We start from the raw sequence: 14588 nt of genomic DNA, 5'->3' as shown, positions 1-14588 counted from the left end.
ATGGCGGCCAGGGCCCCGGCCTTGGCATCCGACACGGAAGCCGGTGACACTCTGAGGGTGCAGACGAGGGCAGTGGCGGCGGGTGCGGTGGCAGCCGTGCTCGGCCTCGGTGCCTGCACGAGCACGGTCGATGAGCCGACCCCGGCAGCCTCGACGCAGACGACGACCCCGACGTCACCCCGACCCGGCATCGGCGCGACCACAACGGTCACGACGAGGCCGCATCCCACGGTGACGGCATCCCCGACGACGCCGCGACGACCCGACCCGGCGAGCATCCAGGCGCTCATCGACGCCGACTACGACGGGCGCAACCTCCGACTCGGCCGCGAGGGCGGCAGCACGAGCGCCTACCGCCAGTACTACGTCACCTACCAGGGCGACGGCCTGAGGATCTCGGGCCGCATCAACATCCCGCGGGGCAAGGGCCCCTTCCCGGCCGTGGTCCTCGCGCACGGGTACGTCCCGATCGAGCAGTACACCAACGGCGCGACGATGCTCCGCGAGCGGGACTACCTCGCGCGCCGCGGCTACGTCACGCTGCACATCGACTACCGCAACCACGCCCAGTCGAGCGACGACCCCGACCTCGCCACCGAGTTGCGGACCGGCTACGTCAAGGACGCCGTCAACGCGGGTCTGGCTCTGCGCGAGCTCGACTCGGTCGACCCGGACCGTCTCGGCATCATCGGCCGGTCGATGGGTGGCGGGGTGGTCTACGGCGCGATCGTCGCACGGCCGGACCTGTTCACGGCCGCGGTCGCCTACAGCCCGGTCAGCTCCGATACGGTCGACAACTTCGACAAGTGGATCCGCCGCGACTCGTCCAACGCGGGAGCGGTCCGCGACATCGTCAAGCGGCTCGGCACCCCGGAGGCGAACCCGACGGCCTGGGCGGCGACGAGCCCGCGCACCTACTTCGACAGGGTCACCGCTCCGGTCCTCATCCACCACGGCACCGCCGACGAGGAGTGCCCCATCGCATGGTCCGAGCAGACCGTCGAGGCGCTCAAGGCGGCCGGCAAGCAGGTGACCTACGAGGTCTACAAGGGCCAGCGACACACCTTCACGACCCAGTGGCCACTGTCGATCCGCCGCACCGAGGCCTTCCTGAGCCGGCATCTCGGCTGAGCCGACCCGACCCCACCCCCAGCGCGGACGCGGGCGCAGACCCAGCACAGCGGCATACACCATCATTGGTATGCCGTTGAGCTGCCTTCCAGCGCACGCGCGCTTCCCGGGTCAGGCGGCCGCGCGGCGACGCACGTCTGCGCCCACGTGGAACGCGGCAGCGAGCGCTGTCGCGGTGAAGAGCGCGGTGGTCGCCACGAGTGCGGCCATCGGGACCCCCCACCCTCCTGTCGCCTCGCGCAGCGCCCCGATCGCCGGACCGGCGCTCGCCGCCACGACGTACCCCAGGGTCTGGATGACGGCCGACATGCCGGCAGTCTCGGCTGAGTCGCGGGCGGCCAGGGCGACGGCGCTGAACACCACGATGAACCCGCCGGCCTGGCCGATGCCGCCGAGACCGAGCCAGAGTGCGATCAGGCCGGGCGCCAGGACGAGCCCGATCGACATGGTCAGCCACAGGGCGCCGACGGCAGCGGTGGTGCCGCGCAGGCCGATCCACCGGAAGAGCACGGGCACGAGCAGGCCGCCCACGACGCCCCAGGCCTGGAAGCTCGACGCGAGCGCACCGGCCCCGGTCGCGGCCAGCCCGGCGGTGTCGCTGAGATAGCTCGGCAGCCACGTCGTGTACGCGTAGTAGGTGAACGCCTGCGCCGAGAACGCTGCCGAGAGCAGCCACGTGGCCCGGATGCGGGTGGCGCGCCTCGATGCGGCGGGCGGAACTGAGTCCGCTGTCTCGCCCGGTCCGTCCACCGAACGCTCCGGCGCCCGGCGTCGTGGCGCTCGCCACGGCGGGCCGGACCCGGCCCGAAGACGTGTCGGCACCGCCCAGACGGCCAGGCAGACGGCGGTCAGCACCGACCAGACGGCCAGCGCCATCGGCCATCCGAGTGCCTCGGCGAGCGGCGCCGTCGCCAATGCGGTCAGCAGCGAACCGACGTTCATCGTGGCGGCGTAGATCCCGGTCACCGCACCGACACGGCCCTTGGGGACGTCTCGCTGGATGACCACCGGGACGACGATGTTGCCGAGGGTGATCGTGAGTCCGAGGGCGACCGTCCCGGCGAACATCGTCGCCGTTGTGGGGATCGCCCGGACCAGCTGGCTGACGAAGATGCCGACGAAGGTCAGCAGGGTCGCCACTTCGGGCCCGATCCGGCTGATCGTGAACGCCGCCAGTGGAGATGCCACCGCGAACGCCAGCACCGGCAGCGTGCCCAGCAGTCCGGCCGCTCCGGCACCGAGGCCCAGGTCGGCGGCGACCTGGTCGAGCACCGGGGTGATCGCGACGATCGGCCCACGCAGTGGTAGGGCGATCATGACGATCCCCAGCACCACGAGGCCCAGCGGTGGGGACGGGTGCGGTTGGCCCTTCACCGGGTCACCTCCACTCGGTGCGTCCCCCGCCGCCTGGCGGGTCAGGCAGCAGGTTCGGTGCCTTCGCGCTCGGCGCGCGCGACCAGTGAGGCCGGCGGCAGGAACCGGTCCCCGTAGCGTGCGGCGAGCTCGCGGGCTCGCGCGACGAAGCCGGCGACGCCGCCCGGGTATCCGTCGACGTACTGGGCCACGCCTCCGGTCCAGCCGGGGAACCCGATGCCCAGGATCGAGCCGATGTTGGCGTCCGCGACGCTGCGCAGCACCCCTTCGTCGAAGCACTTGACCGTCTCGAGGGCCTCGGCGAAGAGCATCCGTTCCTTCATGTCCTCGAACGGCAGCTCCGTTGCGGTGCCGTACTTCTCGGCCAGGCCGCTCCAGAGACCGATGCGCTTGCCGTCCTCGTAGTCGTAGAAGCCGGCTCCGCCGAGCTTGTCCTTGCGGCCCTGCGCAAGCATCTCGTCGACGATGTCGTTGGCCGGGTGGTGCTCGTAGCGTCGCCCGGTCGGGTCGGCCTGCAGCCCGGCCCTGGTCTCCTTGTCGATCTTGCTCATCAGCGACAGGTTGAGCTCGTCGGCCAGCTGCAGCGGCGCGGCGGGGTAGCCGGCCTGCAGCCCGGCCTGCTCGATGCTCGCGGCGGCGACGCCCTCACCGACCATGGCGATCGCCTCGTTGAGGAAGGTGCCGATGACCCGGCTGGTGAAGAAGCCACGAGTGTCGTTGACGACGATCGGGGTCTTGCCGATCTGCAGCGCGATGTCGAACGCCTTGGCAAGCGTCGCGTCGCTGGTCTGCTCGCCGGCGATGATCTCGAGCAGCGGCATCTTGTCGACGGGGGAGAAGAAGTGCAGCCCGATGAAGTCCTGGCGCCGCTGCACCCCCTCGGCGAGCGAGGTGATCGGCAGCGTCGAGGTGTTCGAGCCGAGCACCGCATCCGGCGCGACGACGCCCTCGATCTCCTGGAACACCTGGTGCTTGAGTTCGACCGACTCGAAGACCGCCTCGATGACGAGGTCGGCTCCGGCCAGGTCGTCCGCCTCGCTGGTCGGGGTGATGCGGGCCAGCAGTGCCTGCGCCTGCTCCTGGGTCGACTTGCCGCGGGCGACGGCCTTCTCGAGCAGTCCGGCGGAGTAGGCCTTGCCGCGTTCGGCGGCCTCGAGGCTGACGTCCTTGAGGAGCACCTCGATGCCGGCCTTGGCGCACACGTAGGCGATCCCGGCGCCCATCATGCCGGCGCCGAGCACGGCGACCTTGCTCGCGCGGTGCTTCGGGAAGCCCTCGGGGCGGGAGCCGCCGCCCTTGATCGTGTTCAGGTCGAAGAAGAACGCCTTGGTCATGTTCTTGCTGACCTGACCGGTGATGAGCGAGACGAGGTAGCGCGACTCGATGTCCAGGGCGGTGTCGACGTCGACCTGGGTGCTCTCGACGGATGCGGCCAGGATCGCCCGGGGGGCAGGGTAGTTGGCGCCCTTGAGCTGCTTGCGCAGGTTTGCCGGGAAGGCAGGCAGGTTGGCCGCGAAGGCCGGGTTGCTCGGGGTGCCCCCCGGGATCTTGAAGCCCTTGACGTCCCACGGCGCCGCCGCGTCGGGGTGGGCCGCGATCCACGCCTTGGCGGCGGGGAGCAGCTCGTCTATCGAGGCGACGACCTGATCGACGAGCCCGAGCTCCTCGGCCTGTGCCGGCCGGTACCGCTGCCCCTGGCTGAGCACCTTGGTCACCGCGTCGAGGACGCCGAGCATCCGCGTGACCCGCACGACGCCCCCGCCGCCGGGCAGCAGGCCGAGGGTCACCTCGGGCAGGCCGACCTGGGCGCCGGGCACGTCGGCGATCACCCTGTGGTGGCACGCGAGCGCGATCTCCAGTCCCCCGCCCAGGGCCGCTCCGTTGACTGCGGCCACGACCGGGCGGCCGAGCGTCTCGAGGGTGCGCAGCTGCGCCTTGATCTCGGTGATCGTGTCGTAGAGCTGCTGGGCGTCACCAGGCCCGGCGGCATACATGTCGTTGAGGTCGCCTCCGGCGAAGAACGTCTTCTTCGCCGACGTGATGACGACGCCGGTGACGGAGTCCCGCTCGGCGACGAGCCGGTCGACCGCCGCCCGCATCGAGGCGACGTAGTCGGAGTTCATCGTGTTGGCCGACTGGTTCGGGTCGTCGAGGGTGAGCACGACGACCCCGTCGGTGTCCTGCTCCCACTGGATGGTATTGCTGCTGGGCATGGTGGTATGGCTTCCTTCGGTTCCGTTGGGGTTCAGACGCGCTCGATGAGCGTGGCCACGCCCATGCCGCCGCCGATGCACAGGGTGACGACGGCCCGGCGCGCCTCCCGGCGCTCGAGCTCGTCGAGGGTGGTGCCGAGGATCATCGCGCCGGTCGCGCCGAGCGGGTGGCCCATTGCGATCGCGCCGCCGTTGACGTTGAGCTTCTCGTCCGGGATGTCGAGGTCCTTCTGGTACTTCAGCACGACCGCGGCGAACGCCTCGTTGATCTCGAACAGGTCGATGTCGTCGACGGTGAGCCCGGCGGTCTTGAGCAGCTTGCGCGTCGCGGGCGTCGGCCCGGTCAGCATGATCGTCGGGTCGGCCCCGCTCGTGGCCGTCGCGACGATCCGCGCCCGGGGCGTCAGGCCCAGCTCCTTGCCGATCTCACCCGAGCCGACCACCACGAGGCACGCGCCGTCCACGATGCCAGAGCTGTTGGCCGCGGTGTGGACGTGGTTGATCTTCTCGACGTGGTGGTACTTCTGCAGCGCGACGGCGTCGAAGCCGCCGGCCTCACCGACCGCCGCGAACGAGGGCTTCAGGGCGGCCAGCGACTCGATCGTGGAGCCGGGGCGCATGTGCTCGTCATGGTCGAGCACGACGAGCCCGTTGACGTCCCGCACCGGGATCACCGAGTGCGCGAACCGGCCGTCGGACCACGCCTTGGCCGCCAGCTCCTGGGAGCGCACCGCGTACGCGTCGACGTCGGTGCGGCTGAAGCCCTCCATGGTCGCGATGAGGTCCGCGGACACACCCTGCGGCACGAAGTACGTGTCGTAGTTCGTCGCCGGGTCCATCGCCCACGCGCCGCCGTCGGAGCCGATCGGCACGCGCGACATCGACTCGACCCCACCAGCCAGCAGCAGGCTGTCCCAACCGGAGCGCACCTTCTGCGCAGCGGTGTTGACCGACTCGAGCCCGCTCGCGCAGAACCGGTCGAGCTGCACCCCGGCCACGTGGTCGGGCAGCCCGGCGGCCAGCGCGGCAATGCGCGGCAGCACGGACCCCTGGTCGCCGACCGGCGAGACGATCCCCATGACGACGTCATCGACCCGGTCGACGTCGAGGTTGGGGTTGCGGGTGCGCAGCTCGTCGATGAGACCCACGGTGAGGTCGATCGGCTTGGTGCCGTGCAGCGACCCCTTCTTCCCGCGGCCTCGAGGGGTACGGACGTGGTCGTAGACGAATGCCTCGGTCACAGGTCTCTTCTTTCCCTTGAAGTGGTCATTGGCTCGGCGGGCCGGCGACCAGCGATCGTAGGGCCCGGGCGCCCGTGTCCTTCGAGCCTAGTTCGCGCCCGGCAGGACGGTACCCTTGGCAGGGAGGTCCGGTCACTACCTGGGGGTAGTCATGAGTTTGGTCGACGCCACGACCGCTGAGCAGGCCGGCTACCCGTATGACCTGGGCGACTACGCGCGCAGCGTGACGAGCAGCAGCGAGGAGGCGCGCGTCTGGGTGAACCGCGGACTGGTCTGGGCCTTCGGCTTCAACCACGAGGAGGCGGTGGAGTGCTTCCAGCAGGCGGTCGAGCTCGACCCCGACTGTGCCTTGGCGTACTGGGGGATCGCCTTTGCCCTCGGGCCCAACTACAACAAGCCGTGGGAGTTCTTCGCCCCCGAGGAAGCGCTCGCCGTGCTGGCTCGGGCCAGGACCGCGGCGGGCGAAGCGCTCAGGTGCGCGCCCGGAGCCGCGCCGGTCGAGCGCGCCCTCATCGAGGCGCTCGTGACCCGGTATCCCGACGGGCGTCCGATCGAGGACTGTGGCGCGTGGGAGGTCGAGTATGCCGCCGCCATGGGTCGGGCGTACGCGGCCCACCCCGACGAGCTGGACGTGGCCTGCCTCTACGGTGAGGCGCTGATGAACCTCGCGGCCTGGCAGCTGTGGGACCAACGCACGGGCCGACCCGCCGAAGGGGCGCGAACGCTGGAGGCCAAGGCCGTGCTCGACAAGGCTCTCGCGGCCCCCGGTGGGTCGCGGCACCCCGGTCTGCTGCACATGTACCTGCACCTCATGGAGATGTCCGGCACCCCCGAGGCAGCCCTCCCGGTCGCCGACCTGCTGCGGGGCCTGGTCCCCGATGCCGGGCACCTGCAGCACATGCCGACCCACATCGATGTCCTCTGCGGCGACTACCGACGGGTGGTCGACTCGAACAGCGTCGCCATCGCGGTCGATGCCCGCTTCGTCGGTCACCGCGGCGCGCTCAACTTCTACGCGCTGTACCGGGCCCACAACCTGCACTTCAAGATCTACGGCGCGTTGTTCCTCGGCCAGGAGGAGACGGCGCTGCAGACCGTGGCCGAGCTCGAGCGGGCGATCCCGGAAGAGCTGCTGCACGTCGAGCTGCCCCCCATGGCCGACTGGCTCGAGGGCTTCGTCCCGATGCGCGTCCACGTGCTGGTCCGCTTCGGGCGGTGGGAGGAGCTGATCGCGCTACCCCTGCCGCGTGATCGGGACCTCTACTGCACCACGACGGCGATGCTCCACTACGGCAAGGGGGTCGCCTACTCGGCCACCGGACGTGTCGCCGAGGCAGAGCAGGAGCGGCGGCTCTTCCAGGCGGCAGTCGAGCGCGTGCCGGAGTCACGCATCCTGTTCAACAACACGTGCCGCGACATCCTCGCGGTCGCCGACGCGATGCTCGACGGCGAGCTGGAGTACCGCAAGGGAAACCACGAGATCGCCTACGCGCACCTGCGTCGATCGGTCGGGCTCGACGACGGGCTACCGTACGACGAACCGTGGGGCTGGATGCAGCCGACCCGGCACGCCCTCGGTGCGCTGCTGCTCGAGCAGGGCCACGTCGCCGAGGCGGAGGCGGTCTACCGGGCAGACCTCGGGCTCGACCCGACCCTGCCGCGCGCCTGCCAGCACCCGGGCAACGTCTGGAGCCTGCACGGCTACCACGAGTGCCTCGTCCGGCTCGAGAAGCACGAGCTCGCCGGCGTGGTCGAGCAGCAGCTGCGCATCGCCGGCGCGCACGCCGACCGGCCCGTCACCGCGTCGTGCCTGTGCCGGATCGAGCGAGCCGGGGCGCCAGCGACCGGGCGACGCCCGGCCAGCGGCACCTCGACGGACCCGGAGTGCTGCGCGTCTTCCGAGGCGACGTGCCATTGCGGTAGCGATGAGTGAAGCAGGAGCAGTCCTCGGACGCGGCCCGCTCGAGCCGAAGGTGACATCCTGAGGGCCAGGTAGCGACCAAGGAGGATCGATGGAGTCCCGTTCGCAGCTCTACATCGGGGGTGCCTGGGTCGATCCGGTGGAGACGGGTCGGATCACGGTCGAGAACCCGGCCACCGGCGAACCGATCGCCACGATCCCCGAAGGTGGCGCCGCCGACGTCGACCGCGCCGTCGCGGCGGCTCGGGCTGCGTTCCCGACGTGGGCCGGGCTGTCCCGCGCCGAGCGTCGCGACTACCTCGTCCGGGTCCGGGACGCCCTCGCGGCACGGCAGGAGGAGATCGGCCGGGTCATCGCGACGGATGTCGGCACGCCGCTGCGCATCGCGACGAAGATCCAGGCGTCCCTGCCGATCACCGATCTCGGGGTCTACATCGACGCGCTCGCCGAGCCGGAGCGCGAGGAGCGAGTCGGCAATACGATCATCGCCCGCGAGCCGGCCGGGGTCGTCGCCGCGATCACGCCGTGGAACTACCCGCTGCACCAGATCACCTGCAAGATCGCGCCCGCGCTCGCCGCCGGGTGCACCGTCGTGCTCAAACCGAGCGAGGTCGCGCCGCTCACCGCGTTCATCCTCATGGACGTCATCGACGAGGCCGGGCTGCCGGCCGGCGCGGTCAACCTCGTCACCGGCTACGGACCGCAGGTCGGCGAGGCACTCGTGACGCACCCCGAGGTCGACGTCGTCTCGTTCACCGGCTCGGTCCCCACCGGCACCCGCGTGGCCGCCCTCGCGGCGGCGTCCGTCAAACGGGTGACCCTCGAGCTCGGGGGGAAGTCGGCCAACGTCATCCTCGACGATGCCGACCTCGCGGTCGCGGTCAAGGTCGGCGTGGCCAACGCGTTCCTCAACGGCGGCCAGACCTGCACGGCGTGGACCCGGATGCTCGTGCCGGCCGAGCGGCACGACGAGGCGGTTGCGCTCGCCAAGGCCGCCGCGGAGACGTACCTCGCCGGTGATCCGCTCGACCCGGCGACGAGGCTGGGCCCGCTGGTGTCAGCGGGTCAGAAGAAGCGGGTTCTCGACTACATCCAGGCCGGAATCGACTCGGGCGCAACGCTGGTCACCGGCGGACTCGAGGATCCGACCAGGCCCGACGGGTCGGCGCCGGCGGCGGGAGGTCACTTCGTCCGCGCCACGGTCTTCGCGAACGTCGACCCCGACTCGGTCATCGCGCAGGAGGAGATCTTCGGGCCGGTGCTGTCCATCATCCCCTTCACCGACGAGGCCGATGCGCTCGCGATCGCCAACAACAGCGCGTACGGTCTGCACGGTGCGGTGTGGTCCGCCGACCAGGACCGCGCCATCGCGTTCGCGCGGCGGGTGCGCACCGGTCAGGTCGACGTCAACGGGGCGGCCCACAACCCGCGGGCGCCCTTCGGTGGCTACAAGCATTCCGGCATCGGCCGGGAGATGGGCCTCGCGGCGATGGACGAGTTCACCGAGACCAAGTCGATCCAGGTCTGAACGACGGCGGCCTCGTCAGGACGGTCGCGTGCAACCGCGGGTTCGCGCGGGCCTGGCGCAGCGGCATACGCCATGACGGTATGCCGCCCGGCTCGCTTCTCGCGTAGCTGTGCGCGCGCGCGGGAGCAAGGGACGCCTACGGTGCTGGGCTGACCTGCAGCACGCCGTCGAGCACCGCATGACCCGCCCTCCGCGCCGGACTCGACACCGCGCTCAGCGTGAGTGACGGCGGCTGCGCCGAGGCGTTGAGACGGTTGTTCAGTGACATGCCTCGTTCTTTCCGGCCTGGGCTGTGCGGAAGCGATCTGCGACTGTACTGTGCGCTGTACCACGTCGGCTCGCTCAATGGAGACCAACCATGCCCACCATCGCCGGAGCCCTGCGCGCCACCGCCGCCCGGGTGCCGTCACGGGAAGCCCTGGTGTTCGGGGACATCCGCCTCACCTACGCCCAGCTCGACGCCGAGGTGGACAAGGTCGCCGCCGTGTTGGTGGAAGACGGGCTGGAGAAGGGCCGACGGCTGGCGCTGATGTCCACCAACACGGACAGGTTCGTGATCGCCTTCTACGCCGCACAACGGGTGGGCGCAGTGGTCGTCCCCGTCAACCCGGCGTCGGCCGGGCCGGAGGTCGAGTACCTGCTGCGCGACTCCGGGGCGTCGGTGCTGGTGTTCGCGCCGGCGGTCGGTGGTGCGGTGCGAGACGCCTTGGCCGCCGAGACCTCGGAGGGGCTGCGCGTCTACTGCACGGGCGAGGACACCGAGTTCCCAGACCTGTTCGCGCGCGCCGCCGAGCGTCCGCACGAGCCGGTGGACGTGGAGGTGGCCGAGTCGGACAATGCCGAGATCCTCTACACCTCCGGCACCACCGGCCGGCCGAAGGGCGCGCTCTTCGACCAGCACCAGATGATGTGGGAGACAGCGGCATTCATGGGAGGCGTCGGGCTCCGCAGCGGCGACCGCCTGCTGCACGTCGCCCCGCTGTACCACTCGGCGGAGCTGAACCTGATGCTCCTGCCAGGCGTGTTCGTCGGCGCCACTCACGTCATACTCCCCGGTTTCGACCCGGTGGCGGTCCTCGACGCACTCGAGCACGAGCGGATCACGATGATGTTCGGCGTGCCCACGATGTACCAGTTCCTCATGCGCGTCCCCGGGGTGCAGGAGCGGGATGTCTCCGCCTGGCGGACGGGGATGTTCGGGGCCGCCCCCATGCCTGCCTCGGCGGTCGAGAAGCTCGTGGCCACCTTCCCAGGGGTGGAGTTCATGCAGCTGTGTGGGCAGACCGAGGCAGGGCCCGGCGGCATCCTGGCTCCGCATGCGCAGGTCGTCGCGTACCCGCAGACCAGCGGGAGCGAACCGCTGATCAACCTCGAGTGCCGCGTGGTGCACCCCGACGGGACCGACGTCGCACCCGGCGAGGTGGGCGAGATGATCCTGCGGGGCGTCACCGTGATGAAGGAGTACTGGAACAAGCCCGAGCAGACGGCCGAGACGATCATCGACGGCTGGCTGCACACCGGCGACCTGACGCTGCTCGACGAGAACGGCAACATGACCGTGGTCGACCGGCTCAAGGACATGATCATCACCGGCGGTCGCAACGTCTACTCGGTGGAGGTGGAGGGTGCGATCGCGGCCCACCCCGCCGTGGTCGACTGCGCTGTGGTGGCTCGCCCGAACGAGGACTACGGCGAGAGCATCGTGGCCGTGGTCACGCTCGCCGACGGGGCCTCGCTCACCGCCGACGAGCTGCGTGAGTTCTGCGGCCAGCGCATCGCCCACTACAAGCTTCCGCACGAGCTGCTCGTGGTCGGCGCGATCCCGCGCAATCCCTCGGGGAAGATCCTCAAGCGCACGGTGCGGGAGCAGCTGCTGTAGCGGCGCACTGCTGGTCGATCCGGTCGAGCAGTCGCTCCAGCGAGCTCGAGGGTATGCCGCTCACCGGGTGAGCGGCATACCTGCGTTTGTCACGTGGCCGCGTGGGGTCGGTACCGAAGGTTGACGGCTCGACTCGGGTCCCCGCCGTTGACGAGGTCCAGCCGGACGTCGGCCCCGCCAGGGACGTCGAAGAGTCGGATCCCGGCTCCCAGCAGCACCGGGGCCACGTGCAGGTCGATCTCGTCGATGAGCCCGAGCTCGAGCAGCTGCCTGCCGATCGAGGGCGAGAAGACCTCGAGGTTCTTGCCGTCGGCGGTCCTTCCTCCCAGGACCGCGCCAGTGCTCTCGACGTACTCCTCGACCAGTGTCCCACCGTGCACGTCGTCATCACCTGATCAAGCCCTCCCGCATCCGTAGCGGTCGCTGCCCTGCCGGCTCAACGGCATACGACATGGGGTATGCCGCTGGACGCCAACTCAGCGGCGGTGTTCGTAGACTGCACGGATGCGACTCCTGCTGTTCCCCAACGATCAGACGCCGCCCATCGTCCGCAAGACCCACGACACCGCCCCTCACGGGTCCGCGCCCGTCGCGGTCGCCGACCCACGAGCGGACGCATGACCGCGCCGGCCACGGTAGCCTGGATCGTCGGCGCGACCTCAGGAGTGGGTCGCGCGTCGGCGCTCGCTCTGGCGGGGCCGGATCGTCACCTCGTGCTCAGCGGACGGCGCGAGAGCCTGCTGGGCCAGTTGGCCGACGAGGTCACCGGCCAGGGTGGCGACGCGACCGTGCTCGCACTGGACGCCACCGACGGGGCCGCGGTGGACGCGGCAGCCATGCGCATCTCGGCCGAGCGAGGTGATGTTGGCGAACTTCTCTTCTCGGCCGGGCTCAACGTGCGCGACCGGTCCTGGGCGGACCTGAAGATGGGTGAGTTCGACGCGATCGTGGACACCAACTTGAACGCCGTCGCACGTGCCATCTCACTGGTGCTGCCCGGGATGCGCTCACGCGGGGCGGGCCGTGTGGTGGTGATCTCCTCCTGGGCGGGCTGGACGTACGGCCGTGGGGCGGGCGTCGCGTATTCGGCCAGCAAGACGGCGCTGAAGGCGCTCACCGAGTCGCTGAACGACCAGGAAGGCCCGCACGGCATCAGCGCCTGTCTGCTGTGTCCGGGGGACATCGACACGCCCCTGATCGACAACCGTCCGGTCGTCCCGGACCAGGCCCAGCGGGAGCGGATGTTGACCCCCGATGACGTCGCCCGCGCGGTCGCGTTCGTGTTCGGGCTGCCGCGCCACGCCTGCGTCAACGAGTTGGTGATCTCGCCGATCGAGAGCCCCTCCTACGGGAGGTGATCCGCCGGGACGGTAGCGGCGGCCTCGTCGAGGCCCGGCAGGGGTGAGGCCACGTGAATGCCCCTTGGCTCCAAGGATCCCCAGCGGCTCGCATCTGAACCGAGGTTCGGCGCGGTTCAGCGGCGGAAGTCGCTGGCCGAACTGACCTCGCGCAGCGTCTCCACGATGATCTCCTCCGCCAAGTCTGCCGCAGCCGCCCGGTCGCGGCGGCCCAGCGCTTCGGCCAGAGCGACGTGTCGCTCGAGGGAGGCACGCGCGACGCCAGCGGGTGCGTAGACGTAGGGGCTCCCGGCGCCGCGCAGGCGCAGCAGTGCCGCGACCGTCTCCGCGAACTGCGCCAACGCTGGGTTGCCTGACCCCTCGAGCAGCAGGCGGTGCAGCTCTGCATCGGCGCGGAAGAAGTTGAACGTGTCGCGGACCTGGAAGGACGTGCGCATCTGCGCGGCCGCCCTCGCCATTGCCTGTGCCTCGTCGTCGGTCATACGCGTGGCCGCGAAGTAGGCGGCGGCGCGTTCGATACCCAGACGAAACTCGAGCAGCTCTCGCATCTGTGTCAGATGGTCGGGTCCATGGCCGCGCCAGCGAATCACATACGGGCTCAGCAGATCCCAGTTCTCGCGCGGCAGGACGCGTGTCCCGCGCTGTGGCCGTGACTGGATCAGGCCGAGCGAGCCGAGAGTGCGAAGCCCTTCCCGTACGACGGTGCGCGAGATATTGAGCCGATTGCACACTTGCTCGGCGAAGATGGTCACCCCGACGGCGAGGTCGCCGTTGATGATCTGCTGGCCGATGTCCTCGACCACGCGAGAGTGCAGATCCGCACCGCTGCTGGTCCCAGCGCGCGCGGGCTTTCCGCCGCCAAAGCGTGCGGGCCCGGCTGGTCCCGCCGCCGGCTCGTTCGTTGGACTCTCCGGCACCCCTGCCGGCCCGGTCATCCCGGTGCACCCGGCATCTCGTAGGCCTCGTGCGGCAGCTGAGTGGCCAGCTTCCCCCCGCTGATGTCGATCAAGGTGCCGGTGATGTATCCGGCCCGATCGGAGGCCAGGAAGCAGATGAGGTTCGCGACGTCGGCTGCGTCGCCCCAGCGGTGCAGGGTCAGCGTGTCCAGTAGTGCGGCCTGCTCGGACGCGGGCCGCTCGGTGAAGCGATTCATGCTCGTGGGTATCATCCCCGGCGCGTAGGCATTGACGGTGATGTTCCACGGGCCCAGCTCGCCGGCCAGACCCCGGGTCAAGTGTGTGACCGCTGCCTTTGACGTGGCGTACGTGACCCCACCCACGCGCGGGACGATCGCCGCGAACGAGGCGGCATTGATGATCCGCCCGGAGCGTTGTCGCTTCATCACGGGGATCACCGCCCGGCACATCAGGAACGTTCCCTTGACGTTGACGTCCTGCACCAGGTCCCATCTGGTCTCGTCGACGGTGTCGATCGGACCGTCATCGACCACGCCGGCGTTGTTCACCAGCAGGTCGATGCGCCCCAGCATCTCGTCCACTTCGGTGATCACCTCCGTGATCCGCTCGGCGTTGCGGACGTCGCACGCATACGACCGACAGCGTGGCTCGATCGCACGCATCTGCTCGTCGACGGTGGCAAGGGCCTGCTCGGTGACGTCCAACGCCACCGTGATCACCCCTTCGCGTGCCAGCGCGAGGCAGATCTCCATGCCGATCCCTCGTCCGGCACCGGTGACGATGGCTACTTGGTCGTGCAGATCGATCTGCATGGCCCCTCCAGAGAGTGGGTGGTGACGAGGCGTCGCGCGGGACGGATCGTTATCGCTTGGTGATCTGATCCGATCCGTAATACTTATAACCTAACGGCGACGGAGCCCAACGACCACGTGCGCCACGCGCACTGCAAGGAGGCTGATCCATGAAGCGCCAAACCCTGATCAGAATGGTCGCCGCTGCCGGTGCGACGGTTCTCACAGCGGGTGT

The 14588-nt window shown here is 70.0% G+C and carries 11 protein-coding genes; 5 read left to right on the top strand and 6 right to left on the bottom strand.

Annotated features, from left to right (window positions below):
• Nucleotides 1–57 precede the first annotated feature (57 nt).
• Complete coding sequence (locus L0H79_RS01305) at nt 58–1131, top strand: S9 family peptidase (RefSeq protein ID WP_301482728.1); 1074 nt, start codon at nt 58–60, stop codon at nt 1129–1131.
• A gap of 111 nt (nt 1132–1242) precedes the next feature.
• Here L0H79_RS01305 and L0H79_RS01300 read toward each other — a convergent pair whose 3' ends face one another.
• From L0H79_RS01300 to L0H79_RS01290, 3 genes are read right to left on the bottom strand one after another with little or no spacing between them, the layout of a single operon-like run.
• A complete protein-coding gene (locus tag L0H79_RS01300) occupies nt 1243–2505 on the bottom strand; it encodes a CynX/NimT family MFS transporter (RefSeq protein ID WP_301482727.1) in 1263 nt (420 codons plus the stop codon).
• A gap of 41 nt (nt 2506–2546) precedes the next feature.
• A complete protein-coding gene (locus L0H79_RS01295) occupies nt 2547–4718 on the bottom strand; it encodes a 3-hydroxyacyl-CoA dehydrogenase NAD-binding domain-containing protein (RefSeq protein WP_301482726.1) in 2172 nt (723 codons plus the stop codon).
• Nucleotides 4719–4750: 32 nt separating this feature from the next.
• Nucleotides 4751–5959, bottom strand: a complete 1209-nt coding sequence (locus L0H79_RS01290; RefSeq protein ID WP_301482725.1) for an acetyl-CoA C-acetyltransferase — start codon at nt 5957–5959, stop codon at nt 4751–4753.
• 151 nt (nt 5960–6110) lie between these two features.
• On the opposite strand from L0H79_RS01290, the gene L0H79_RS01285 reads away from it, so the two are divergent.
• The 3 genes from L0H79_RS01285 (at nt 6111) to L0H79_RS01275 (ending at nt 11287) form a co-directional block, all read left to right on the top strand.
• Nucleotides 6111–7892: a tetratricopeptide repeat protein gene (locus tag L0H79_RS01285; RefSeq protein ID WP_301482724.1), complete on the top strand. Its 1782-nt coding sequence runs from the start codon at nt 6111–6113 to the stop codon at nt 7890–7892.
• 79 nt (nt 7893–7971) lie between these two features.
• Nucleotides 7972–9408, top strand: a complete 1437-nt coding sequence (locus L0H79_RS01280; RefSeq protein WP_301482723.1) for an aldehyde dehydrogenase family protein — start codon at nt 7972–7974, stop codon at nt 9406–9408.
• Between the two features lie 358 nt (nt 9409–9766).
• Complete coding sequence (locus L0H79_RS01275) at nt 9767–11287, top strand: class I adenylate-forming enzyme family protein (RefSeq protein WP_301482722.1); 1521 nt, start codon at nt 9767–9769, stop codon at nt 11285–11287.
• A gap of 89 nt (nt 11288–11376) precedes the next feature.
• Here the strand turns inward: L0H79_RS01275 and L0H79_RS01270 are convergent, their stop codons facing one another.
• A complete protein-coding gene (locus L0H79_RS01270; RefSeq protein WP_301482721.1) occupies nt 11377–11667 on the bottom strand; it encodes a dihydrofolate reductase family protein in 291 nt (96 codons plus the stop codon).
• 237 nt (nt 11668–11904) lie between these two features.
• Between L0H79_RS01270 and L0H79_RS01265 the strand changes: the two genes are divergently transcribed.
• Nucleotides 11905–12645: an SDR family oxidoreductase gene (locus L0H79_RS01265; RefSeq protein ID WP_301482720.1), complete on the top strand. Its 741-nt coding sequence runs from the start codon at nt 11905–11907 to the stop codon at nt 12643–12645.
• 116 nt (nt 12646–12761) lie between these two features.
• On the opposite strand, the gene L0H79_RS01260 is transcribed toward L0H79_RS01265, so the two are convergent.
• Both L0H79_RS01260 and L0H79_RS01255 read right to left on the bottom strand, forming a co-directional pair.
• Entirely contained in the window at nt 12762–13448 is a 687-nt protein-coding gene (locus L0H79_RS01260; RefSeq protein ID WP_301482719.1) for a FadR/GntR family transcriptional regulator, read from the bottom strand.
• Between the two features lie 128 nt (nt 13449–13576).
• Nucleotides 13577–14374 carry an SDR family NAD(P)-dependent oxidoreductase gene (locus L0H79_RS01255; protein ID WP_301482718.1) on the bottom strand — a complete coding sequence of 266 codons (798 nt, stop codon included), beginning with the start codon at nt 14372–14374 and terminating at the stop codon, nt 13577–13579.
• Nucleotides 14375–14588 lie beyond the last annotated feature (214 nt).

It is taken from the genome of Intrasporangium sp. (genome assembly GCF_030452765.1).
In the GTDB taxonomy this organism is placed as follows: Bacteria; Actinomycetota; Actinomycetes; order Actinomycetales; family Dermatophilaceae; genus Intrasporangium_A.
Note: the sequence above shows the minus strand (reverse complement) of the source record. Positions and strands in the feature narration are given on the sequence as shown.

What these genes read in the sequence shown, in the direction of transcription:
- L0H79_RS01285 (WP_301482724.1), top strand. Translation starts at nt 6,111, where the DNA reads ATGAGTTTGGTCGACGCCACGACCGCTGAGCAGGCCGGCTACCCGTAT.
- L0H79_RS01280 (WP_301482723.1), top strand. Translation starts at nt 7,972, where the DNA reads ATGGAGTCCCGTTCGCAGCTCTACATCGGGGGTGCCTGGGTCGATCCG.
- L0H79_RS01265 (WP_301482720.1), top strand. Translation starts at nt 11,905, where the DNA reads ATGACCGCGCCGGCCACGGTAGCCTGGATCGTCGGCGCGACCTCAGGA.
- L0H79_RS01255 (WP_301482718.1), bottom strand. Translation starts at nt 14,374, where the DNA reads ATGCAGATCGATCTGCACGACCAAGTAGCCATCGTCACCGGTGCCGGA.
- L0H79_RS01295 (WP_301482726.1), bottom strand. Translation starts at nt 4,718, where the DNA reads ATGCCCAGCAGCAATACCATCCAGTGGGAGCAGGACACCGACGGGGTC.
- L0H79_RS01275 (WP_301482722.1), top strand. Translation starts at nt 9,767, where the DNA reads ATGCCCACCATCGCCGGAGCCCTGCGCGCCACCGCCGCCCGGGTGCCG.